Here is a 22584-nt window from a genome sequence, read left to right as displayed (position 1 = left end):
TATTTATAATTCTTTTTCAATGATTTTTACCAGCTCACTTAATGCCTGTGGGTTTCTTTTGTAATAAGTCCACTGACCTACCCGGGTTGATTCGATTAATCCCGCACGCTGTAAAATGGATAAGTATTCTGAAACGGTCGACTGTGTTAAACCAGCTTTTCTTTGGATCTCCCCTACACAAACCCCTCGCCCGTAATCGTCAGTTTGATCGGGGAAGTGCTTTTCTGGCTCCTTTAGCCATTGAAGGATTGATAATCTTGTCTTATTCGACAGCGCCTTGAAGATTTCTAACTCATCCATAGCACAAAGATACATCGGCTTTTTCCGATATCCCAATTTATAAAGTATAATGACTTGAACGTGAAAAATCCCTGGTCAACCCTACATGATCATGTATAGTCGGCCAGGGATTCTCTTATCGTTAATGAAGGGTTAACAAAGCGTTGGCAGGGCATTGGTAGGGCAAATAGCCCTATGTAGGCCCTAACAAGGCCCTACCAACCCCCTAACAACACCCTGGTAACATGAAAGGTATTGTTTACACAGTTTTAACGTCACCTTCACTGTAATCTTTAATATCAGTGATATAGCCATTGATGATCAGAAAATCGAATAATGGTTTGGCATCCGGGGTAACCGGCATATTAGCACTCGTAATAACCGCGTTGGTTTTTTTATCAAGAAATGGATAAGCAAAAAGCTTTACATTCTTACTAAACATATCGCTTACATAAGTCAGCAGCTGACTGCTATAATTCTCGCCAAAATTAGTAGAGTTAAAAACGAATTTTAAGTTATTGATGTTGGTGGAAATACCCACGCTCTTGGGTCTGCAACGGTCAAGGTATTTTGCCAGTTTATTGTGCCGCGCAAAGTTGGAAACAATGACCAGGTTGCCAGTCTTACACATTTCTTCTGCACGTTTGGCGACCGCATGCAAGTCTAGATTTTGTGCCCAGTTTTCGTCAGTGTCCAGTACATTTGACAGCAACACCTCAATCAGTACACTCAGGTTATTTTCATCAACAGTTTCAGTGCGCACAAACTGGTCCACTGCCTTATTAAGCATGCTAAAATTAGGATGTGATTTTTGCGCATATTTGGTACGTAAAATCATAATATCCTTTTTATACAAAAGGTCTTTTGGCAAACGTGGCGCACCCTGGGGGTCAAATATAGCTGCGTTTGAAAAGTCTTTAACAATCAGGTAAAGGTTCAACAGGATATTATTTACGCCAACGAAAGCGGGGCCATTGACAGAAATCAAGTCGATTTCCACAGAGCCTATCGTAAGGTTGTCTGCAAGAGATTCGATCATTGTTTTTGGATCATGCTTAAAATAAAAGGCAGCATAGACCAGGTTAACGCCGATAATTCCTAAAACATTTTGTTGCAGCGCAGCATCGGTATCCAATAACCGCACATGGAAGTAAATCTCGTTGGGTTCACCTTCAGGTTCCGACTGGAATTTGATCCCAATCCAGCCATGAGGATCATTGGTTTTGTTGTAATTCAGTGTTGTCACCGTATCCGCAAAAGCAAAGAAGGTCCGATCATCGTATTTCTCGCTACTCAGGCGCTCAATTAACAACTCATATTCATGGTTTAACATTTTGGTAAGTCTCGACTGACTTACATACCTGCCTGATTCCTCAGCACCGTAAATGGCATCACTAAAAGTCATGTCGTAGGCCGACATGGTTTTTGCGATGGTGCCTGAAGCCGCGCCGGCAGTAAAAAAATTACGCGCTACTTCTTGTCCTGCTCCTATTTCTGCAAAAGTCCCGTAAATCTTCGGATTTAAATTAATCTTCAGTGCTTTACGCTTTGTATCCAGAATTTCTCTTTCCATGGTGCAAAAATAGGACAAACTACCCAATTACAAGTCAAAATTTTACTTATCTTGGTAATCTGATGCTAAACGTAAAAAATCTAGAAATACAATTTTTAAGTGAAGAAGATAAATCTTGGGTAAAGGCTGTAAACCAGGTTAGTTTCCAAGTTGATAAGGGAAAAGTTTTAGGTATAGTCGGTGAATCCGGTTCAGGAAAATCGGTTACTTCCTTTTCCATTATGCGCCTGCACAATGCGAAAAGCACCAAAATTGATGGAGAAATAGATTTTGGAGAAATCAATTTACTGGATGTTTCCGAGCAGGAGATCAGGAAATACAGGGGTAACAAGATATCCATGATCTTCCAGGAACCCATGACCTCCCTTAATCCGGTATTTACCTGCGGCTACCAGGTTATGGAAGCCATCATCCTCCATCAGCAAATTGATAAAAGAACAGCAAAGGAACACACCATCGCCCTATTCAAGGAAGTGCAATTACCAAGGCCTGAGCAAATATTTGAAAGTTACCCTCATCAGCTTTCCGGCGGACAAAAACAGCGGGTAATGATCGCCATGGCCCTTAGTTGTAATCCTGAGTTGCTGATTGCAGATGAGCCTACAACAGCATTGGATGTTACTGTACAAAAGACGATTTTACAACTTCTTTTAAAGTTAAAAGAAGAGCGGCAAATGGCTATGATCTTTATTTCCCACGATCTGAGCGTCATCAGTGAAATTGCTGATGATGTAGCGGTAATGTACAGGGGAAGTATTGTTGAACAGGGACCCGCAAAAGCTTTGTTTGAAAACCCTCAACATCCCTATACCAAAGGGTTGTTAGCTTGCAGGCCGGCACCTGAAAGGCAATTGAAGGTATTACCTACTGTTGCAGATTTCCTGCATGTGGATGCCGCGCAAAGCGTAGCTCATTTACTTGATTCCAATACCTACACAGCAGCAGAAATTGCACAGCGCAAAAAGCAGTTATACGAACAGCCCCCCTTGCTGGAAGTTAAAAATCTATGCACTTGGTACCCCATCCATAAAGGCTTGTTTAGTAAAGCTACTTCTTTTGTAAAAGCGGTGAACGACATCACTTTCAATGTTTATCCCGGAGAAACGCTGGGCTTAGTCGGTGAATCAGGCTGTGGAAAATCTACCTTGGGCAGGAGTATTTTGCGCCTTACCGAGCCCACATCAGGACAGGTAATTTATAACCAGCAAGACCTCCTTAGCCTGAACAGAAATGAGCTCAGAAAAATAAGAAAAGACATACAAATCATTTTCCAGGATCCATATTCCTCCCTTAATCCACGTCTAACCGTTGGCAGCGCCATCATGGAACCTTTACAGGTGCACCAATTTATGGCAAATGATAACCAGCGGAAGGAACACGTGATGAACCTGCTTAAAAAAGTGGACCTGAAGCCAGAACATTTTGACCGATATCCACATGAATTTTCCGGCGGACAAAGACAGCGGATTGTGATTGCCAGGGCGCTGGCCTTACAGCCTAAGTTCATCATCTGTGATGAATCTGTTTCCGCATTGGATGTATCTGTACAGGCACAGGTTTTAAATCTGCTTAAACAGCTACAGCAAGAACTCGGTTTAACTTATATCTTTATTTCCCATGACCTTGCGGTGGTGAAACATATTTCTGACCGGATGATTGTGATGAACCAGGGGCAAATTGAAGAACAAGGGTTCCCGGATGATATATATAACAACCCGCAGGCAGCGTACACGAAGAAGTTAATTGATGCCATCCCGGGTACGGGTAACATCAGTAGCAGGGGTTTTTAAGGTAGCGGGATCTGATAATTTCATAATTACCGTATTCAATTCCCTCCTGATTTCCCTTTCCTTTACTTTATTGTATTGGGTTAACAGCACCTGGACTTTAAAACTCACCTGGTCTTTGTTAATGGCAATGGTTTTTACTGTTAAACCATTTTCGACAATCAATCCGGAAAAATGCTTCACCGAATCCTTTAAGTATTCTTCCAGGCTATCGGGTGTAAAGCCAAAATGTAAGGCGATCTGAAATTCGAGGCTCAGTTTTTTAATATTTTGTTTGGATTGATTGACGATGAGCTCGTTAAAAACTACTGAGTTTGGAATAATCACCATATCATTATCCTCATTCTGTAACACCATATTAATCAGTGTAATATCGACAATCTTACCATCAACATCTTTAATTTTAATATGATCGCCCAGTGAAAGCTGGTCGCTGAACATAATGATCAGTCCATTGATCATATTGGTAATGTAATCTTTAAACGTCAGGGCAATTGCAGCAGCCACAATGGTAATACTGGTTAAGAAAGTTTTGGGGTCATTTCCAAGAAAAACGATGAAAGCCAAGGAGAAAAACACCGTATCAAGGATAGATTGAATCCGGTCAATTCCTAAAATAAAATTATCTTTAATATTCGACTTCAGTCTATGTTTTTTAATATAGACAAAGATGATGATCAGCCTGAGGATGGACGCGGTTAAACTCGGTCCGATAAAAATGAAAAGTGCACTGGCTAACTGTTTAACAAAAATATATTTATCGTAAACTTCTGGTGTGTTGACCCTAAAATAAACAAGCACCGTAAAGATAATGGCCTTGACCAAAATCATGATAAATTCGTTCCTAGTCCTTCTTTCTTTTACCGTAAACATTTCCGTCGTTAATACCTCATTTTTAGCCATACCATGCTAACAAATGTACTAAAACCGTATTAATTTCCCACCAATTTGTTACCTTCGGGTGATTCATAAATTAATTATGGCAAAAAAGAAAGCAACGGACCTGGAACAAGTTCTAACCCAACTGATCAGCGACGTTTTAAATAAAAGTAAGGACGCCTTAAATTATAAACAAGTGTCCGCAAAATTAAATATCACTGATACTGCTTCGAAAGAGACCATATTGGAAGTGATGCGGGAACAAACACTTAGAGGAATATTTGTTGAGCCTGAAAAAGGAAAATTTCAATTAAAAGACCTTAAAACTTTTATCATTGGTAAAGTGGACATCACTGCAGATGGCTCAGGCTATGTTGTGCCTGATGATGAGTTTGAAAAAGATATTTATATCTCTGCCCGTAAACTGCACAATGCCCTGCATGGAGATAAAGTAAAAGTATATATTTTCGCCAAGAAAAGTGGCCGCAAAAACGAGGGTGAAGTGATTGAGATCATTGAGCGCGCCAAGACAGATTTTATTGGTGTCATTAAGATTTCAGAACGCTTTGCATTTGTGAATATTGACGACCGCAAAATGCTTCATGATATTTTTGTTCCTTTAACCGACCTCAATGGTGCTAAAAACGGCCAAAAAGTTCAGGTAACGATTACAGACTGGCCTGAAGAAGCTAAGAATCCTATTGGTAAGGTGATTAATATATTAGGCGAGCAGGGGGATAATAATGCAGAAATGAATGCCATCCTTGCACAATTTGGCTTCCCACTGGAATTCCCGCCTGAAGTAGAAAAAGAAGCCAATGGCATCCCTGAAATCGTTAAGAAAAAAGATTTAGCAGGCCGTAAGGACTTTAGAAATACGGTGACTTTCACCATCGATCCCGCAGATGCAAAAGATTTTGATGATGCCATTTCTGTCAAAGTACTTGAAAATGGCAATTACGAAATTGGGGTGCATATTGCTGATGTTTCTCATTATGTAACACCTAACAGTGAGCTTGATAAAGAAGCTTATGCAAGAGGCACCTCTGTTTACCTTGTAGACCGGGTGATCCCGATGCTTCCCGAGCGATTGAGTAACGGGGTGTGTTCTTTGCGCCCGAATGAAGATAAACTGTGTTTCGGTGCTGTTTTTGAGCTTGACGACAAGGCAAATATTCATTCTGAATGGTTTGGCCGCACGGTCATCAACTCAAACCGGAGGTTCAGTTATGAAGAAGCACAGGAGATTATAGAAAACAAGGAGGGTGACCATGCTCTTGAAATCCTTAAATTAAACGAGCTTGCCCATATTCTAAGGGAAAAGAAATTTAAAGCAGGGGCTATTAGTTTTGAAAGCACTGAGGTGAAGTTTAAACTGGATGAGGCTGGAAAACCTATCGGCGTTTACGTGAAGGAACGTAAAGATGCACATAAACTCATCGAAGATTTCATGCTGCTGGCCAATAAAAAGGTAGCCGAATTTGTGTCTAAAAAAGGCAAGGGTAAACAAAAATATACTTTCGTTTACCGTTCACATGATTCACCAAACCTGGAGACCTTAAATACCTTTGCACTCTTTGCTGCCCGTTTTGGCTATAAGATCAACATGAAATCAGACAAGGAGATTGCTAAATCGTTGAATTTCCTGATGGAAGATGTAGAAGGAAAAAAAGAACAGAATGTATTAACCCAGCTGGCCATCCGTTCTATGGCTAAAGCAATTTACACCACCAAGAAAACCAGTCATTACGGTTTGGCTTTTGACCATTATACGCACTTTACCTCCCCTATCAGGCGGTATCCTGATGTGATGGTGCACCGTCTGCTGGCTTCTTATTTAAATGGCGAAAAATCTGCCGACGAGGAACAATATGAAATTGCCTCTTCTCATTCTTCTGCCATGGAAAAACGTGCTGCAGATGCAGAACGTGCTTCTATAAAATACAAACAAGTGGAATACCTGGAAGAAAATATTGGCAATACTTATGGGGGCATCATCTCGGGAGTTACCGAATGGGGCATGTATGTAGAGTTAATAGACAATAAATGCGAAGGAATGATCAGGTTAAGGGACATCGCAGATGACTTCTATGTGCTGGATGAAAAAAATTACTGCATCATCGGTCAACGTAAAAAGAAAAAATACCAGTTAGGCGATGAAGTGCAGGTGAAAGTTAAAAAAGTAGACCTTTCTAAACGTCAGATAGATTTTTCCCTGATTAATACTCAATAAAACACGGCAATAAATAATGTATACCACTTCTGAATTACAAGAGATTATAGAAAAAGCGATCTCAGCAATAGAATACCCGCAACATCCAAAAAATTTATACGAGCCCATTTCGTATATCATGAACCTGGGCGGCAAAAGACTGCGCCCGGCGCTGGTATTAATTGCGGCCGACTTGTTTGATGGAAACATTGAAGAGGCTATGCCCGCCGCTTTGGCCATTGAAACTTTTCATAATTTCACGCTGATCCATGACGACATCATGGATAATGCACCCTTACGTCGTGGTCAACAAACTGTCCATGAAAAATGGGGTACCAATAATGCGATCCTCAGTGGTGATGTGATGATGGTAGAATCTAACAAGCAACTGACCAAAGTTAAGGTTGAAGTATTAAAGGATGTTTTAGATACTTTTAATGCCACAGCGCAAGGTGTTTGTGAAGGGCAGCAGCTGGACATGGAATTTGAGCTGCGCCACGATGTTGGGATTGCAGAATATATTGACATGATCCGTCTTAAAACAGCAGTTTTAGTGGGTGGCGCTATGAAATTAGGTGCAATTGTGGGTGGTGCAACCAAGGAAGAAGCTGAATTGATTTACGACTTTGGCGAAAACCTGGGGATTGCTTTCCAGTTGCAGGATGATATCCTTGACGTGTACGGAGATCCTGAAAAATTTGGTAAACAAATTGGTGGTGACATCATTGCCAACAAAAAAACTTATCTGTTATTAAAACTACAGGAACTGGCCGGTAAAGATGATCTTGCCGCATTAGCCCAGCATGCTACTAATACCACAACACTTTCCGCGAAAGTTGATGACATTACCGCTTTGTATGACGAGTATAAAGTGAAGGAACTGGCAACAGCACAAATGCGAGAATACCTGGATAAAGCTTTTGAGGCCCTTGCTGGAATCAAATTGCCCGGCAGCCAAAAGAAAGTGTTAATTGACCTGGCCAACGCACTCATGCACAGGGAAAGCTAAAAATATCGATGATCCCGGACCTCATCCGGGATCTTTTTACATACCTTCATGACTGGCAAGGTTTTAGCTTGCCAAATCTGGAAAGACAGGTCATGAGGAAAATAATATTCATAACTGCTTTATTCAGTTTGATTCTTTTGCAGGCTTCAGCCCAAAGGGTTGGTTTAATGACTGCCCAAAAATTACAGCAACGCATAAGTCAAGGAAAAGATACCGTCTTTGTGGTCAACTTCTGGGCCACCTGGTGTGTTCCCTGTGTGAAAGAATTACCCAATTTCGAACAACTGCAAAAGAAATTCTCCAACAAACCGTTAAAAGTACTCCTGGTCAGCCTTGACTTTAAGTCAAGGCTTGAATCTGACCTAAAACCTTTTCTTAATCGGATGAAGATCATGAGCGAGGTTTTTCTAATGAATGATCAGGACGAACAGATTTTTATCCAGAAGATCGATAAAAATTGGGAAGGAAACCTTCCTGCAACCCTGGTTGTTAACACCTCTCGAAACCGACGACAATTTATACCAAATGAACTGACTTATAATGAATTATTAGCTATTTATAACTTAAATAAATAATGCCATGAAGCGCTATTTGATGACCGTATTGTTGCTGGCCACAGGAATAATGGCCATAGCACAAACCACTGGATATAAACCTGGAGATTTGGCAGCTAATTTCAGTTTAAAAAATATTGATCAGAAAAGCGTGTCTTTAAATGATTACAAGAATGCCAAAGGTTTTATCGTCATTTTCACCTGCAATACCTGTCCTGTTTCTCAAGCCTATGAAGAAAGGATTAATGCCTTACAGGATAGGTACGGACCTCAGGGATACCCTGTTATCGCCATCAATCCAAATGACCCTGAGGTGTCTGCAGGAGATTCTTACAAGGCGATGCAAGAAAGGGCAAAGGCTAAAAATTATTCGTTCGTCTATTTGTTTGATCCCGGACAAGTTGTTAGCAAACAGTTTGGGGCACAACGTACACCTCATGTTTATTTATTAAACAAAACCCCTGAAGGAAATAAGGTGGCTTATATTGGGGCTATAGATAACGACACCGAAAATACAAAGCCTGAAAAAATAAAATATGTGGAGCAGGCTGTTGATGCACTGCTTGCGGGGAGTCAACCTCCCCTGGCCTATACAAAAGCCATAGGATGTTCGGTAAAGTCTAAAAAACAATTATAAGATTTTCCAGGTTCCTCACCGATATGTAGGATACGGGTGAATGGTATCGCTCTTATATATGGCGGTATAAATCAAAAAAGGCTGTTCATTTTATCAATGAACAGCCTTTTTTTTATAATGTAAGCAACTTACTCTGCAGAAGCAGCTTCAGTTTCTTTTGTTACAACAGGTGCAGCTTCAACTACAGCAGCTGGTAATATAGAAACGTATGATTTGTTATCTTGTTTCTTTTTGAAAATTACAGTACCGTCAACTAAGGCGAATAAAGTATGGTCTTTACCAATACCTACACCTTTGTCTGGGTGATGTTTTGTACCGCGTTGACGTACTAAAATGTTTCCGGCGATAGCAGTTTGCCCACCGAAGATTTTAATACCTAAGCGCTTGCTATGCGATTCACGTCCGTTTCTGGAACTACCGGCTCCTTTTTTATGTGCCATGATTTATATTTTTTAAACTACCTGATTATAGCTGGTAATTTTGTTCAACAAATAATTATAAACTGATACCAGAAATCTGGATTTTGGTGAAATACTGACGGTGTCCGTTTTTCTTTTTGTAACCTTTTCTACGTTTCTTTTTGAAAACGATCACTTTATCACCTTTTAAATGAGACACGATTTTAGCTGAAACAGTTGCGCCCGCCAATGCAGGAGTTCCTACAGAGATGTTACCACCATCTTCAACCAACAATACATTGTCAAATTCAATACTAGCGCCTTCATCTCCTTGCAAACGGTGTACAAAAAGGTGCTGGTCTTTTGCAACTTTGAATTGCTGTCCTGCTATATTTACTATTGCGTACATTGTTAAATAATTATTATTTTAAATTGTTATATTTTTTATTGAGGTGCAAATATAGAATTATTTTTACTTAAATCAAATGATTTAATCTTTCTTACTATATCTTTCTTCTGCATCATGAATACTTTGCGCTACAAGCGTTCTCATTTGGGCAGAAACATCCCTTAATTTAGGTATCTCCTGGTAGTCACTAAAGATGATTACTTTCTTTGATTTACGTTGATAATTGAACTGAATTTCATAACGTAATACCTTAGGCGAAGTTAAGTCGGTGCCACTGTTTGCAATTACATCAGGAAAATTCCATAAACCTAATTGATTCGCTTTATTGTGCAGATAGATGATGTCGTTCTTTCTCAGCTTCACGTTTGTCTTCACCAATGAATCCTTGCCATCAAGGTATTGATAGTCGCCTGTAGCAGAATCATAGCTGTTATCCAGTACTTTGCCAACACCCCATTTATATTGCAGAGAAACAAACTCTGATGATTTGAATGGTGCATTCGCAATCATCGGCATATAATACACCACACAATAAATTAAAAAAGGCACTATGATAGAAAGTGCCAGAAATATCTTTTTCCCCCTGGAAGTCATATTCTTTAATCGTTTATTAATACTTCATTAGTTTCCTCAAGTGGCCCGGTCAACGCACCCTCCCACTTACTCACCACCGCCGTTGCTAAACTATTACCAACAACATTGGTAGCAGATCTTCCCATATCTAGAAGCGGATCGATACCAATCAGCAAGGCAAGGCCAGCTTCAGGAATGTTAAAGGTAGCAATTGTACCGGCAATTACTACTAATGATGCTCGTGGCACCCCTGCAATTCCTTTGCTGGTAAGCATTAAGATCAATAACATGGTAATCTGCTGATCAAATGACAAATGAATACCATAAGACTGTGCAATAAATAAAGAAGCAAAGGTCATGTATAACATGGATCCATCGAGGTTAAAGGAATAGCCCAATGGAAGCACAAAACTTACAATTTTATCTTTACAGCCAAAACGCTCCAGTTGCATCATGGTTTTCGGAAAAGCCGCCTCACTACTTGCCGTACTAAAAGCAAGCATCACCGGTTCTTTCATCCTGTTCATGAGGTTAAACACCCTGCCTTTAAGAATCAGAAAACCGATAAAGATCAATATGCACCAAAGCAGCAGCATGGAAAAATAAAATTCGCCAATAAACAAAGCATAGGTCGATATTACACCGAGCCCCTGTTTAGCGACAATAGCAGCCATGGCGCCAAATACGGCAAAAGGTGCAAAATTCATTACATAACCAGTCACCTTTAATATGATGTGTGCCACAGAATCGAAAAAACTGATCACTATTTTCCCTTTTTCACCAATGGCAGCCGTGGCCACGCCAAAAAACAGAGAGAAGACCACAATCTGCAGAATTTCATTGGTAGCCATCGCTTCAGTCATACTACGAGGTACGATATGCGAAATGAAATCTTTTACAGATACTGCTGCTTTTTCGATACCAGTATCTATATTATCAGGAGGCAGTGGCAGGTTCATTGCCAGTCCAGGTTTAAATATATTCACCATGATCATGCCCAGAACAAGCGATAACAGAGAGGCGCTTAAAAACCATAACATGGTTTTACCACCGATACGGCCTACAGCTTTGATATCACCTACTTTTGCCACACCAACTACCAACGTTGTAAACACAAGCGGTGCAACAATCATCTTGATCAAACGAAGAAATATATCGCTTAATAAAGTTAAAGGCTCTAATTTTTTCTCCCTTATCTTTTCATTTTCCGCACGCACACCTTGTTCAGCTTTCTTTTCAGCGACCAGGTTGGTATAAGTAACAGCTGTTGAATCTTTAATTTTTAAAATCTCACCGTCCAGCGTTTTTATTCTGTTTTCAGCTTTGGCTATATTATCGTTATAGGTACTGAAGGATTTTACGTTTAAATAATACCCCAGTCCTACTCCAATTACTAATGCTAAAAAGATAAAGAACGTTAATCTGTTGTGTTTAGACATCTACCTTAGTTTTTGTTTATGAGGCGGTAAAACTACAATAATTAAATTATTCTGAAAAGTTTGTTTGTAAAGGAATTAAATTCGCAAATTAGGTGTAACAATATATCAAAAAAGACCTCTAAACGTATATCAACTCACCATAAGTGGAACAAAAGGACCTGTTATTTAAGCAAATCTTCGAAACCAACTCAAAGAAAATATTCCATTTATGTTATGGATATACCGGAGACAAGGACTCTGCAAACGATTTGTTACAGGAAACATTTCTGAAAGTTTGGCAGAACCTGGACAAATTCAGGAACAAGTCACTCCTGTCTACCTGGATATACAGAATTGCAGTCAATACTTGTTTAACTTACTTACGATCGGAGAAGCGACAGGGGAAAGAAGAATTGACCGATAATATTATTGAAAACAAGATCGAAGAGTATTCCGAAAAGAACGAGCAAGTAGCCTTACTTTATAAATCCATATCAAAACTGGAAGAGAATGACCGTTTAATTATCACTATGGTTCTTGATGAACTGCCCTATAATGAAATTGCAGAGATTTCGGGGATAAGTGAAGGGAATTTAAGGGTGAAGATTCACCGGATTAAACAAAAACTGACAGAATTATACAATCAACATGCAAGAATTTGATGATATACAATCGTTATGGAATAACCATACCGTTGAAGTAAAAATCTCTTCCGGGGAAATGCTGGTGCAAGCGAAGAAAGAAGTCAACAGCATGCGCAGCAAATCCTTATTGAACATATTGGGCATGTGCCTATCCTTCCTTGCTATTGCCTGTTTGTGGTTATTCTTTGATTTCCATTCCTGGACAACCCATGCTGGTATAACCATTGTCATCATTTCGATAGCGGTTTACACATTTATTTTGTACAAAGGACATTTGCTTATTTCCAGAAATGATTTCACTGCCAACCCCAATGACTTCCTTAATCAGCTGAAGCGCTATCAGATCAGCAGGTACAACCTTTATAATAAATTATACTGGATTTACATGATTGCATTGAGTTTAGGCATAGGGCTTTATTTCTATGAGATATTGTCCTACTTCAGTTTCTGGAAGCAACTTTTGGCTATTGTGCTCACCTTCGGATGGTTAATTTTTTGCTCGACTATTTTCCGCAGCATAGTGATTAAAAAAGAAAAAGAGCGCATAGCGCTCTTAATCGAAAAATTTGAAAGACTCAGTACACAATTCAAAGAGAATGAGCACCGTCTTTAAGGATATTATTCATTAACGATCTCCACCTCATCAACGGAAAAACTATTCCCGCTTAACTTATATTGCAGCGTTTTTACCGCAGCTTTCTGGGCTGTATCATCAGCATTTACCACTGGGAAAGAACGGAAAAGATCACCGTTTTTCATGAAAAATTTATCCTTTCCCTGGTAGATCTTCTTCATTCTACTGCTTAACCCGGGAAAGGTGATCTTTTGAAAACCATTCCTTGAATATTCAAAAACATTCAGGTCAAGCACATCCTTGCTGCTTTTCAGCTCAATATAAACCTCCGGATTGCCATCATTATCCAAATCCATGTTCCAGGCATCGGTAATGATTCCTTCCCTTTCATTAGATAGCGATTTGAAGTCATTTTTGGAAGAATCCGTCATTAATATTAAATAACCACCCACACTATCTACGCCTTTACCCCAACTGAGTACCTCAAAGTTAAGTCCTGGCCTGACAGAGATATCCTTGTAAAAAGGAAAAGGATTGGCCTGTTGTGCTTCCGTAAGCTGACCGCTCGTGGATACATCTTTTGGCGGGGTATCCTGCGCACAGGACAACAAGAATAACAAGCTTCCCGCCAATAAAAATGGTTTTAAGAATAATTCTTTATATTTCATGTGTGTGCCTATTTAGAAGTGGTAATTTAATTTAATTATCATCCTTTAACAAATCCAGCGGTGAACAACTTATTTAGCCTTGGTAACAGTTTCTGGAGCACCATTATTTAAAGTGGTTTCTGTAACTACACTTGTTTTCCCACTAGGCATGATCACGATTGTTTTTAAGGCAAGCTTCTTACCTTTAGGAACGTTCACCTTAATGGAACTATTGTATAGGTTTCCGTATACTGAAGGACGTGTATTATCTAAAGTATAATAAATCTTCGCACCCTGCACAGGAGTTTTCAACTCAATATTGAATTTCTCACCATTTAAAACCTTCTCAGTTTGTCCGATCGGTGTGGGTACCCAATAATTTGTATTCGTTTTATCTAAACGGGCCAAATGTAGCGGTAAACGCTCTTCAGAGAAATTCTTGAAATCTTTACGGTCTTTCGGGCTCCAGGCAATTTCTGCAAGTGCAAACATTCTTGGCAAAATCATATACTCTACTTTGGCAGGTGTTTTAATATATTCTGTCCAAAGATTGGCTTGTACACCAATGATGTATTTTTGCTGATCTGCAGTTAATACATCAGGCACCGGATCGTAACTATAAACTTTTGTCATAGGTGCAAAACCACCAATACTTGTCGGTTCATCGGGAGAATTTGATTGCTGGTGATCAAAATATAAACCATTTGTAGATGGGGTCATGATCACATCGTGGTGCTGTTGTGCAGAAGCAATACCACCTTCTAGACCTCTCCATGACATCACAGTTGCATTTGGTGCTAAACCACCTTCTAAGATCTCATCCCAACCAATTATGGAACGGCCTTTTTTGTTTAAGTATTTCTCGATACGCTGAATGAAATAACTTTGTAAACCATGTTCATCTTTCAGGTTATTATCCTTAATGAACTTTTGGCAAAATTCAGACTCTTCCCAGTATTTTTTAGGACTTTCATCCCCGCCGATGTGGATATATTTAGATGGAAATAAAGCAATCACTTCATCAAGCACATTTTCTAAGAAAGTAAAAGTGTTTTCCGTGGGCACAAATACGTCATCAAAAACTCCCCAGGTTTGCTGTACTTGCTTACCATTTCTAGGACCTGCCCAAGGGGTTTTAGGATCAATAAAAGTATCTCTGTCAGGAAAAACACTCAATTCGGGATAAGCAGCGATGGCAGCTGATGCATGACCCGGCATTTCTATTTCAGGAATAACGTTAACGAATTTAGTTGCGGCATAAGCGACAATATCTTTAACCTCCTCCTGGGTATAATAACCTTTATAAACTTCGTTATCATTTTCAACACCAGGGTAACGGCCGATGATTGTTCCATTTCTGGAAGACCCTACGGAAACTAGTTTCGGGTATTTTTTGATCTCAATTCTCCACCCCTGGTCTTCGGTTAAATGCCAGTGGAAATTATTCAATTTATATTGGGCCATTAAATCAATGTACTTTTTCACAAAAGCTACAGGAAAATAATGTCTCCCTACGTCAAGGTGCATACCGCGGTACTTAAACCTTGGAAAGTCATTAATTTCAGCGGTTTGTATGGTGATTTTATCACCTTCCTTTTCCGGCATTAATTGCATCACAGACTGCACGCCATAAAACAAACCTGCACCTTTTCCGGTGATCTCAATCTTGTTTTTGGTGATTTTGATGTTATATCCTTCTGTCGGCAATTTATCGGCACCATCAGAAGTGATAACGATGGCTTTTTGATTAGCACTGGCTTTTTTGGACTCTCTAAGTGAAAATCCACCTTTATTTACGATGAATGCATTCAGTAAATCTGTCGTGTGGTTATTTTCCGCATTATTGGATACCAGCAGTACCGTTTTATCCAAAATAAAGGATCCTGAATGTTTTTGTACCGAAACTGGTACCGGAATGATACCCATGTTTGCATCCTGCTGGGCAAACGCAGGAGCCGTCATTGCGGCTAATAAAATGCAAGAAAAGAACTTCTTCATATGGTGTTATAAGTGAATAAGCCTCCAAGATAAAAATAATTTATATGCAGGAGCCCATCCGCAGCTAAAAGTTTAAGCAATAAAATCTCCATATAAAAAAAGCGGACCATGATGGTCCGCTTCGTATATATTGTAAAATGCTTAAAGTTAAACCCTTAATACATCTTCTTTTGCAGCAAGATAACGCTCGGCATCAAGTGCAGCCATACAACCTGTACCTGCAGCGGTTACGGCCTGGCGGTAATAACTGTCCTGCACATCACCACAAGCAAAAACACCCTCTACATTAGTCTTGGTTGTACCAGGAATAGTTTTCAAATAACCAGTCTCGTCCATATCAATCCAGCCTTTAAAGATGTCAGTATTGGGTTTATGGCCAATGGCAACAAATAAACCTTCTACCTGCAAATCCTGCTCCGCTCCCGTTTGATTGTTTACCACCTTTAAACCAGTCACATTTTTACCATTACCTAACACTTCCTTGGCTTCCGTATTATAGATCACTTCAATGTTTGGGGTGTTAAGCACACGGTGAACCATCGCTTTTGAAGCCCTGAATTCATCACGACGAACAAGCATATAAACTTTATTACAAAGTTTGGCTAAATAAGTTGCCTCTTCTGCAGCGGTATCACCAGCTCCCACGATCGCAACATCCTGGCCTTTAAAAAAGAAGCCATCACAAACAGCGCATGCAGAGACGCCAAAACCATTATATTGATGCTCACTTGGCAAACCAAGCCATTTGGCTGTTGCACCAGTAGAAATAATTACCGTATCTGCTGTGATGGTTTTAATTTCATCAACAACAACTTTATGAGGGAGGGAAGAAAAATCTACAGAACTCACATAACCAAAACGGATGTCCGTTCCAAAACGCTCTGCTTGTTTTCTAAAGTCTTCCATCATTTCAGGACCCATCACACCACGGGGATAGCCGGGAAAATTGTCAACATCAGTGGTTTGTGTAAGCTGTCCACCAGCTTCCATGCCTGTATATAAAACTGGTTTCAAATCAGCGCGGGCAGCATAAATTGCAGCCGTATACCCTGCTGGTCCTGAACCAATAATCAGACATTGAACGTGTTCTATTTCTTGAGACATATTATTCTAATTCGTTTGAGCGCCAAATTTACAATAATACTATGAATACGCCAATTGCTGTACGGGATTGTGATGTTACTGTTATAATTTGGATTTGTTTTGTTGTGCTTTTTCTTTTTTTAGTTGCTTCCTGGTTTTATTTACAGTAGAGATTACCTTATCGTTTTCAAATTTCACAATTTGTAATCCGCCCTTTAATTTCCATTCACCCTCTTTTTTATTGTTTACAAACTGACCGCTCTCTTTTAGATCTCCATTGGCCTCGAAAGACTTATATTCACCATTTAACAGATTTTTATTATAGTTGGCGACATCCTTCACATCCCCGTTTACATAGTAACTGATCCACAGACCTTGGCGCAAACCATTTTCGAAATTCCCGGAAAGCGTAATATACCTTTCCTTGCCCCTGGCCACTGCTTCCTGATTTGTGAAACTATCGTATGGGTTAATCCAGTCGTAATAAACAAACTTTCCATGGGCTATGGTTAAATCGTCATCTTTGAAAGAACCGGTTACCAATAAATAACCATCCAGGTCATATTTCTTGAAAACATAGACACTATCTCCGGTCACCTTACCGTAAATGGCATAGCTATTTGCCTCGGTGGAATCAGCGGTAACCTTATCTTTAGCATCAAAAAATACTGTTTTCACCTGGCCAAAACCATTAAAGGAGCACAAAACAAATAGAAGAAGTATTAATATTTTGTTCATCTACAAAAATACTGATCTAAGTTTGAATAATTCCAACATTGAACTGCTTTTTTATAGGCGACTGGTTGGCTGCCTCAATTCCCATGGAGATCACTTTCCTTGTTTCAAGGGGATCAATGATCCCGTCTACCCATAATCTGGATGCCGCGTAATAGGGCGTGGTCTGACTGTCGTACCTGTCTGTAATTTCTTTCAACAGTTCAGCCTCCTTTTCAGGCGTGACTGTCTCACCCTTCGCTTTAAGCGAAGATTCATGAATTTGCAATAAAGTTTTTGCTGCTTGACTGCCACCCATCACGGCAATTTTTGCACTTGGCCAGGCGTATATCAAACGTGGGTCATAAGCCTTCCCGCACATGGCATAATTACCGGCGCCGTAAGAGTTGCCAATAATAATGGTGAATTTTGGCACTACAGAATTGGCAACTGCATTGACCATTTTAGCGCCGTCTTTAATAATACCACCTTGTTCTGACCGGCTGCCGACCATGAAACCGGTGACATCCTGTAAAAAGACCAGCGGAATTTTCTTTTGGTTGCAGTTCATGATAAAACGTGCAGCTTTATCCGCACTATCTGAATAAATGACACCGCCGAATTGCATTTCCCCCTTTTTGGATTTAACCACTTTTCGTTGATTGGCAACAATACCTACGGCCCAGCCATCGACACGCGCTAGCCCACAGATGATACTTTGTCCGTATTCCTTTTTATATTCTTCAATTTCAGAATTATCGACGAGGCTTTTGATAATTTCTCCCATATCATAGGGTTTTTCCCTATTTTCAGGAATCAAACCATATATCCGCTCAGGATCCAGACTTGGTTGATTGGGTTTAATTCGATCAAAACCAGCAGATAGCGGCGCGCCAAGCATGCTCATGATCTTTTTAATACTTTCTAAACAGGCCTGGTCGTTAGGATGTTTGTAGTCAGTTACCCCCGAAATCTCACAATGCGTAGTTGCGCCACCCAGGGTTTCATTGTCTACATCTTCACCAATAGCAGATTTCACCAGATAAGATCCTGCCAGAAAAACTGACCCGGTACCATCTACAATCATGGCCTCATCACTCATGATGGGCAAATAAGCACCACCTGCCACACAAGAGCCCATAATTGCTGAGATTTGAACGATACCATCAGCAGACATGACCGCATTATTTCTAAACATTCTCCCAAAATGCTCTTTATCGGGAAAAATCTCATCCTGCAGTGGTAAATAAACCCCTGCACTGTCCACCAGGTAAATAACCGGCAAGCGGTTTTCCATGGCGATTTCCTGTGCCCTTAAGTTCTTTTTAGCAGTCATCGGAAACCAGGCGCCAGCTTTCACTGTGGCATCATTGGCAACGATCATACATTGCCTGCCTGCAACATATCCAATACCGGTAATAACACCGGCAGCAGGACAACCACCCTGTTCGGCATACATGTCATAGGCAGCAAACGCACCAATCTCCAGGAACTCACTATCTTTATCAATCAAATAAGCAATGCGCTCTCTTGCCAACATTTTACCTTTTGCTTTTTGCTTGGCAGCATTCTTTTCGCCCCCACCTGCGTAGATTTTTTTTAGTCGGGTATTTACGTGGTAAACCGATTGTTTATTAAGGTCTTCATTTTTATTAAATGCTATATCCATGAGCGCAAAGTATCTTTAAGAAATATCTATCATTGTTTACTTAAATTCCTTTATATCGATGATTCTGTTATCATCGGCATTTTGCTTTAAAAAAGAAATTCCTTTATTATTTTTTTGCCAGCTAAAATTAGACTGTACCCAGGCATATAAAGCAGATTTATTTGAAGGTGCTCCGTTAAACGGGACGATAAACGTTTCATTGGTGGGGTAATGCACTTCATAAAATGCATCTGCCATTAAAAAAACAAAAGTCTTTTTATCAGGGGAATTCATGAAATATTCACCCTGGATTCTTTCTTCCGGATTTTGCCTTTTGAGGGGATAAATCTTGGCATTGACATTTGTAATAAAGTAGTCGTTATTAATCAAATAGCCTGAACTCCCTACCCTCACCATTCCCTTGGTTATTTCTACATCACTTTCCCCCTTAGACGGGCGGTAAAGATTAACCACTTCCACCTGGTCATTTTTCAAGGTTAACAAATAGTAAGGGGCAACTAAATTGGAAGAATCGGCAATCTGTACTAACAAACTCGTTTTCTGTGTATTCACAAACTGAGCTAGTGAAAACCTGTGTTTAACATTGCCTTTATCGGCCTCATCTGGTTGGACCTGCACCGTCGTATCTCTGAATTTTACGGTAAATATCTCCTCTGGGCCTTCACCTGCAGGTACCAAGGCATCCGCATCAGTTAATTTTAAAACGGTGAATGGAGTTTCGTCATTCTTGGCATAGGAATTAAAATCTTCACCAGCAACTAATGTACGCGGCAGGTAAGTTTTTTCTTTTTCACCATCCTGGCATCCCACAAGAACGACTGCAACGAACAGCAGCGCAAATAAACTTGTCTTCATAATTTATACTAAATATTGAATATTTCTTTTCTTGCTAAGATAGTATTCTATTGATAAAAATGAAGATAAAGAATTCATGAAATACCTTTTACCGCTTTCATAATTTTAGCAATGCTGTTTGCCCGTTTTCTTGCATTCTCTGCGATTGTGCCTTCAAACAATTCATCAATTGTGAGGTTAAAAAGTAACAGCCACCTGTCGAAATGGTCTTTACCAATTTGAAGCGGCAGGTGTTTGGGCATGGGATCGTCTTTATATTTTTTAGTATACAACAATAGCGTAGACCAAAAGTCCGTCATTCTTGATAAATGCACTTCCCAGTTATCTTTAATGATGGGTTCAAAAACAGGCGCAAGTATTTCATCTTTCCTGACTTTATCATAAAAAGTGTTTACCAGTAACTTTACATCACTTTCAGTTAGAATATCTGTATCTGGTTTTTCTGCTGCTACTTCTTGATTTTTATTATTCATTGTCATTGGTAAATATTAGTGATAAAAGGTAAAACGAGCGATTAACGTACTTAAGCAATAACTTTTCCAGGTCCGCCCTTCATATGCTGCAATCTTGTTAAAAACATATCAGCCATCAATTTAGCTCTCTTTTTAGTGTCTTCTGCCATATCACCTTTAAAATTCTCATCAATGGTAGTGATGAATAACTCCATCCAACGATCAAAATGTTTCCCTTCTATAGGCAAGGGAGCATGTTTAGCGAAGGGGTTGCCTTTAAATCCGGGGATACTAAATAAAGCAGCATTCCAAAATTTATACATTTTTTCAAGATGAGGGCCCCAGTCCGCAATGGTGTTATTAAATATCGGACCGATCAGGTCATCCTGTTGCACCTTTCTATAGAACTCATCCACAAATACGATGATATCATCCAGATTTTTAATGTCTTGTTTCATTTATTATATTTAATTAAGGCGCATTTATAAATGCTGTGTTGACTATGAGTAAGTTTTAATTCAGTTTATTTATATAAGGGGATTTCTGATGAAGAGATATGAAAGTATATCGCCCAGGCTATGAAAACAATAACCAGAATAAAGATCCAAAAGGGAATGCTTTGTGGCGTTTCACTACCAACAATCAAGAAATTCTTCTGATTACCTTTTCCATAAGCATTGATCATAATTGGGATGATTCCATCTACGACTTCTCCTTCTTTTATCCCTTCGATAGCTATTGCCGGACCGTTTCTAACTACAAAAGGAATTAACCGTATCCCTTCTTTACCGGTAGGATCTTTGCTGATTATTTTCAGGGTGTGCTGTCCATCGACAAGTTTAGAAGTATCAAGCTCAAAATTCACTGGAGAAACCAATTCGGCTATGGGCTTTACCTCCTCATCAATAAATATAAATATTTTGCTCTTCTCTTCCATTTTACTCCAAATTAATGATGAGATTTTTAATATGATTTTCTGATTTCTCGCCCGGATGAATGATCCATTTCACCGAGTAAAATAAGGAAAGGAGCACAATGAGAACAGTAACAGCAATGATGACATAATCTAACTGACTGTCGGGGCCAGTTCCGTGAGTGATGCCACGCAACACTTTTGGCTGTTGTTTCTCGCAAACCGGACAAGCATTTGCTATCATTCCGAAAAGGGTAAGAAATCCAATTAAAATAGTCTTTTTCATGGCTAACTTTATTACTTTTTAACTGCATCTATCAATTTGTTAACCTGCTGAGGTGTGACTTTTTTTACATCATTTCCCCAACTGGTCTTCACGTGATTTATAATAGCGGTAACTTCTTCAGGCTTCAGGTTACTATTAGTGCCAACAGCCGGCATCACACCATAACCTTCAGCTACTCTTCCACTATAACCGTTCATTATAATATCAACCATCAGCTCCGCATTCTCATCCAGGACAATCTTACTTCCTTTAAGCGACGGGAAAGCGCCTTTCAATCCTTCACCATTTGACTGGTGGCAGGTTTGACAATTGCTGATGTATAAAACTTTTCCATCTAATTCTTTAGTTGCCCCCGCAGCTTTTTCACCTTTTGCGCCCTCCTTTTTATATAAAAAATCCGGTTCTGGCGAACCATCCGGCAGTTTAGTTTGCTTTAAAGATTGTAAGTAAGCGATCAGGTGAAGTGCATCATCAGTAGCGATTACCTTTCCTTTTCGTCCACCCATAAATTCTTCGGGTATATTAACAACCACATCACCCTTTTCAACTTTGATGGTGATCTTAAAAAGCCAGGGATAGGCCGGCATGATCGATTCTTTAACAACAATCCGTGGATTAAACATATGTGGAAGGTGCCATTCAGCACTGGGCTGTCTTTGACCAATTGTGGTTAAGTCAGGTCCTGTACGTTCTGTTCCCATCACTGTGGCCGTGTTTCGCCAAAAATCCGTACGGTAATTAGCCGCATAATCTGCAGCTATGCTTGGCCTCGAGCCCCATACTTTATCCATATCTACATTCCGGACCTGCTGCGTGTGGCAGGACACACAGCCATTTGAAATATATACCGCCTTGCCTAGTATTGCCTCTTCACTTAAAGGATATGCATTAGGTAAAACCGCATTATTAGTTTGATTTTTGAACGCTGGAATTATACAGACAAGTATAGTAAGCCCAAGAAACAGTAAGAATGCCGCTGTAAATAATTTATTATGGTTGTTAAAAAATTCCATAGCGATTA

At 39.7% G+C, this 22584-nt stretch carries 25 protein-coding genes; 7 read left to right on the top strand and 18 right to left on the bottom strand.

What is annotated here, in order from left to right:
- Window positions 1-3: 3 nt before the first annotated feature.
- Window positions 4-300, bottom strand: a complete 297-nt coding sequence (locus WG905_RS13060; RefSeq protein ID WP_339592173.1) for an ArsR/SmtB family transcription factor — start codon at window positions 298-300, stop codon at window positions 4-6.
- 238 nt (window positions 301-538) lie between these two features.
- Window positions 539-1852, bottom strand: a complete 1314-nt coding sequence (locus WG905_RS13055; protein WP_339592172.1) for a nicotinamide mononucleotide adenylyltransferase — start codon at window positions 1850-1852, stop codon at window positions 539-541.
- 62 nt (window positions 1853-1914) lie between these two features.
- Here WG905_RS13055 and WG905_RS13050 point away from each other — a divergent pair, with 62 nt between their 5' ends.
- On the top strand, window positions 1915-3642 hold the full coding sequence (locus WG905_RS13050; RefSeq protein ID WP_339592171.1) for an ABC transporter ATP-binding protein: 1728 nt from the start codon (window positions 1915-1917) through the stop codon (window positions 3640-3642).
- Here WG905_RS13050 and WG905_RS13045 read toward each other — a convergent pair.
- A complete protein-coding gene (locus WG905_RS13045; protein ID WP_339592170.1) occupies window positions 3592-4542 on the bottom strand; it encodes a mechanosensitive ion channel family protein in 951 nt (316 codons plus the stop codon). The two genes, WG905_RS13050 and WG905_RS13045, sit on opposite strands and share 51 nt — an antisense overlap.
- A gap of 76 nt (window positions 4543-4618) precedes the next feature.
- On the opposite strand from WG905_RS13045, the gene rnr reads away from it, so the two are divergent.
- From rnr to WG905_RS13025, 4 genes are all read left to right on the top strand, one after another.
- Window positions 4619-6751 carry a ribonuclease R gene (gene rnr, locus WG905_RS13040; RefSeq protein WP_339592169.1) on the top strand — a complete coding sequence of 711 codons (2133 nt, stop codon included), beginning with the start codon at window positions 4619-4621 and terminating at the stop codon, window positions 6749-6751.
- 16 nt (window positions 6752-6767) lie between these two features.
- Window positions 6768-7739 carry a polyprenyl synthetase family protein gene (locus WG905_RS13035; RefSeq protein WP_339592168.1) on the top strand — a complete coding sequence of 324 codons (972 nt, stop codon included), beginning with the start codon at window positions 6768-6770 and terminating at the stop codon, window positions 7737-7739.
- Window positions 7740-7831: 92 nt separating this feature from the next.
- Window positions 7832-8314 (top strand): TlpA disulfide reductase family protein, encoded by a 483-nt coding sequence (locus WG905_RS13030; protein ID WP_339592167.1) that lies wholly within the window; start codon window positions 7832-7834, stop codon window positions 8312-8314.
- Window positions 8315-8318: 4 nt separating this feature from the next.
- Window positions 8319-8930, top strand: coding sequence for a thioredoxin family protein (locus WG905_RS13025; RefSeq protein WP_339592166.1), 612 nt, complete (start codon window positions 8319-8321; stop codon window positions 8928-8930).
- A 128-nt stretch (window positions 8931-9058) separates the two neighbouring features.
- On the opposite strand, the gene rpmA is transcribed toward WG905_RS13025, so the two are convergent.
- The 4 genes from rpmA to WG905_RS13005 all read right to left on the bottom strand — a co-directional run bounded on the left by rpmA (window position 9059) and on the right by WG905_RS13005 (window position 11749).
- A complete protein-coding gene (rpmA, locus tag WG905_RS13020; RefSeq protein ID WP_339592165.1) occupies window positions 9059-9370 on the bottom strand; it encodes a 50S ribosomal protein L27 in 312 nt (103 codons plus the stop codon).
- 55 nt (window positions 9371-9425) lie between these two features.
- A complete protein-coding gene (gene rplU / locus WG905_RS13015) occupies window positions 9426-9737 on the bottom strand; it encodes a 50S ribosomal protein L21 (protein ID WP_339592164.1) in 312 nt (103 codons plus the stop codon).
- Window positions 9738-9818: 81 nt separating this feature from the next.
- Window positions 9819-10331, bottom strand: a complete 513-nt coding sequence (locus tag WG905_RS13010; protein WP_339592163.1) for a hypothetical protein — start codon at window positions 10329-10331, stop codon at window positions 9819-9821.
- 5 nt (window positions 10332-10336) lie between these two features.
- Window positions 10337-11749: a dicarboxylate/amino acid:cation symporter gene (locus tag WG905_RS13005; protein ID WP_339592162.1), complete on the bottom strand. Its 1413-nt coding sequence runs from the start codon at window positions 11747-11749 to the stop codon at window positions 10337-10339.
- Between the two features lie 143 nt (window positions 11750-11892).
- Here WG905_RS13005 and WG905_RS13000 point away from each other — a divergent pair, with 143 nt between their 5' ends.
- Window positions 11893-12390, top strand: coding sequence for an RNA polymerase sigma factor (locus tag WG905_RS13000; protein WP_339592161.1), 498 nt, complete (start codon window positions 11893-11895; stop codon window positions 12388-12390).
- Window positions 12377-12985 carry a hypothetical protein gene (locus tag WG905_RS12995; RefSeq protein WP_339592160.1) on the top strand — a complete coding sequence of 203 codons (609 nt, stop codon included), beginning with the start codon at window positions 12377-12379 and terminating at the stop codon, window positions 12983-12985. The genes WG905_RS13000 and WG905_RS12995 overlap by 14 nt, the downstream gene beginning before the upstream one ends.
- 5 nt (window positions 12986-12990) lie before the next feature.
- Here WG905_RS12995 and WG905_RS12990 read toward each other — a convergent pair whose 3' ends face one another.
- From WG905_RS12990 to WG905_RS12940, 11 genes are all read right to left on the bottom strand, one after another.
- The gene (locus WG905_RS12990) at window positions 12991-13614 is read right to left on the bottom strand and encodes a hypothetical protein (RefSeq protein ID WP_339592159.1); all 624 of its coding nucleotides are present in this window, start codon (window positions 13612-13614) and stop codon (window positions 12991-12993) included.
- A gap of 69 nt (window positions 13615-13683) precedes the next feature.
- Window positions 13684-15591, bottom strand: a complete 1908-nt coding sequence (locus tag WG905_RS12985; protein ID WP_339592158.1) for a family 20 glycosylhydrolase — start codon at window positions 15589-15591, stop codon at window positions 13684-13686.
- A gap of 147 nt (window positions 15592-15738) precedes the next feature.
- Window positions 15739-16695 carry a thioredoxin-disulfide reductase gene (trxB, locus tag WG905_RS12980; protein ID WP_339592157.1) on the bottom strand — a complete coding sequence of 319 codons (957 nt, stop codon included), beginning with the start codon at window positions 16693-16695 and terminating at the stop codon, window positions 15739-15741.
- 81 nt (window positions 16696-16776) lie between these two features.
- Entirely contained in the window at window positions 16777-17412 is a 636-nt protein-coding gene (locus WG905_RS12975) for a hypothetical protein (RefSeq protein WP_339592156.1), read from the bottom strand.
- A 16-nt stretch (window positions 17413-17428) separates the two neighbouring features.
- On the bottom strand, window positions 17429-19057 hold the full coding sequence (locus WG905_RS12970) for an acyl-CoA carboxylase subunit beta (RefSeq protein ID WP_339592155.1): 1629 nt from the start codon (window positions 19055-19057) through the stop codon (window positions 17429-17431).
- Window positions 19058-19093: 36 nt separating this feature from the next.
- On the bottom strand, window positions 19094-19912 hold the full coding sequence (locus WG905_RS12965; protein ID WP_339592154.1) for a hypothetical protein: 819 nt from the start codon (window positions 19910-19912) through the stop codon (window positions 19094-19096).
- A 74-nt stretch (window positions 19913-19986) separates the two neighbouring features.
- Window positions 19987-20385, bottom strand: a complete 399-nt coding sequence (locus tag WG905_RS12960; protein ID WP_339592153.1) for a group III truncated hemoglobin — start codon at window positions 20383-20385, stop codon at window positions 19987-19989.
- Between the two features lie 50 nt (window positions 20386-20435).
- The gene (locus WG905_RS12955) at window positions 20436-20822 is read right to left on the bottom strand and encodes a group III truncated hemoglobin (protein WP_339592152.1); all 387 of its coding nucleotides are present in this window, start codon (window positions 20820-20822) and stop codon (window positions 20436-20438) included.
- Between the two features lie 65 nt (window positions 20823-20887).
- On the bottom strand, window positions 20888-21301 hold the full coding sequence (locus WG905_RS12950; RefSeq protein ID WP_339592151.1) for a cytochrome C: 414 nt from the start codon (window positions 21299-21301) through the stop codon (window positions 20888-20890).
- A 1-nt stretch (window position 21302) separates the two neighbouring features.
- The gene (locus WG905_RS12945; RefSeq protein WP_339592150.1) at window positions 21303-21563 is read right to left on the bottom strand and encodes a hypothetical protein; all 261 of its coding nucleotides are present in this window, start codon (window positions 21561-21563) and stop codon (window positions 21303-21305) included.
- An 11-nt stretch (window positions 21564-21574) separates the two neighbouring features.
- A complete protein-coding gene (locus WG905_RS12940; RefSeq protein WP_339592149.1) occupies window positions 21575-22576 on the bottom strand; it encodes a cytochrome c in 1002 nt (333 codons plus the stop codon).
- Window positions 22577-22584 lie beyond the last annotated feature (8 nt).

The sequence above is a fragment of the Pedobacter immunditicola genome (assembly GCF_037482985.1).
Classification (GTDB): Bacteria; Bacteroidota; Bacteroidia; order Sphingobacteriales; family Sphingobacteriaceae; genus Pedobacter; species Pedobacter immunditicola.
Note: the sequence above shows the minus strand (reverse complement) of the source record. Positions and strands in the feature narration are given on the sequence as shown.

Excerpts from the sequence above, each read along its gene's own strand:
- WG905_RS13010 (WP_339592163.1), bottom strand. The coding sequence starts at position 10,331 with ATGACTTCCAGGGGGAAAAAGATATTTCTGGCACTTTCTATCATAGTG.
- WG905_RS12970 (WP_339592155.1), bottom strand. The coding sequence starts at position 19,057 with ATGGATATAGCATTTAATAAAAATGAAGACCTTAATAAACAATCGGTT.
- WG905_RS12940 (WP_339592149.1), bottom strand. The coding sequence starts at position 22,576 with ATGGAATTTTTTAACAACCATAATAAATTATTTACAGCGGCATTCTTA.
- rpmA (WP_339592165.1), bottom strand. The coding sequence starts at position 9,370 with ATGGCACATAAAAAAGGAGCCGGTAGTTCCAGAAACGGACGTGAATCG.
- WG905_RS12995 (WP_339592160.1), top strand. The coding sequence starts at position 12,377 with ATGCAAGAATTTGATGATATACAATCGTTATGGAATAACCATACCGTT.
- rnr (WP_339592169.1), top strand. The coding sequence starts at position 4,619 with ATGGCAAAAAAGAAAGCAACGGACCTGGAACAAGTTCTAACCCAACTG.
- WG905_RS13050 (WP_339592171.1), top strand. The coding sequence starts at position 1,915 with ATGCTAAACGTAAAAAATCTAGAAATACAATTTTTAAGTGAAGAAGAT.
- WG905_RS12950 (WP_339592151.1), bottom strand. The coding sequence starts at position 21,301 with ATGGAAGAGAAGAGCAAAATATTTATATTTATTGATGAGGAGGTAAAG.
- WG905_RS13055 (WP_339592172.1), bottom strand. The coding sequence starts at position 1,852 with ATGGAAAGAGAAATTCTGGATACAAAGCGTAAAGCACTGAAGATTAAT.
- WG905_RS13035 (WP_339592168.1), top strand. The coding sequence starts at position 6,768 with ATGTATACCACTTCTGAATTACAAGAGATTATAGAAAAAGCGATCTCA.
- WG905_RS13005 (WP_339592162.1), bottom strand. The coding sequence starts at position 11,749 with ATGTCTAAACACAACAGATTAACGTTCTTTATCTTTTTAGCATTAGTA.
- WG905_RS12945 (WP_339592150.1), bottom strand. The coding sequence starts at position 21,563 with ATGAAAAAGACTATTTTAATTGGATTTCTTACCCTTTTCGGAATGATA.
- WG905_RS12975 (WP_339592156.1), bottom strand. The coding sequence starts at position 17,412 with ATGAACAAAATATTAATACTTCTTCTATTTGTTTTGTGCTCCTTTAAT.
- WG905_RS13045 (WP_339592170.1), bottom strand. The coding sequence starts at position 4,542 with ATGGCTAAAAATGAGGTATTAACGACGGAAATGTTTACGGTAAAAGAA.
- WG905_RS12955 (WP_339592152.1), bottom strand. The coding sequence starts at position 20,822 with ATGAAACAAGACATTAAAAATCTGGATGATATCATCGTATTTGTGGAT.
- WG905_RS12985 (WP_339592158.1), bottom strand. The coding sequence starts at position 15,591 with ATGAAGAAGTTCTTTTCTTGCATTTTATTAGCCGCAATGACGGCTCCT.
- rplU (WP_339592164.1), bottom strand. The coding sequence starts at position 9,737 with ATGTACGCAATAGTAAATATAGCAGGACAGCAATTCAAAGTTGCAAAA.
- WG905_RS13030 (WP_339592167.1), top strand. The coding sequence starts at position 7,832 with ATGAGGAAAATAATATTCATAACTGCTTTATTCAGTTTGATTCTTTTG.
- WG905_RS12990 (WP_339592159.1), bottom strand. The coding sequence starts at position 13,614 with ATGAAATATAAAGAATTATTCTTAAAACCATTTTTATTGGCGGGAAGC.
- WG905_RS12965 (WP_339592154.1), bottom strand. The coding sequence starts at position 19,912 with ATGAAGACAAGTTTATTTGCGCTGCTGTTCGTTGCAGTCGTTCTTGTG.
- WG905_RS12960 (WP_339592153.1), bottom strand. The coding sequence starts at position 20,385 with ATGAATAATAAAAATCAAGAAGTAGCAGCAGAAAAACCAGATACAGAT.
- trxB (WP_339592157.1), bottom strand. The coding sequence starts at position 16,695 with ATGTCTCAAGAAATAGAACACGTTCAATGTCTGATTATTGGTTCAGGA.
- WG905_RS13060 (WP_339592173.1), bottom strand. The coding sequence starts at position 300 with ATGGATGAGTTAGAAATCTTCAAGGCGCTGTCGAATAAGACAAGATTA.
- WG905_RS13025 (WP_339592166.1), top strand. The coding sequence starts at position 8,319 with ATGAAGCGCTATTTGATGACCGTATTGTTGCTGGCCACAGGAATAATG.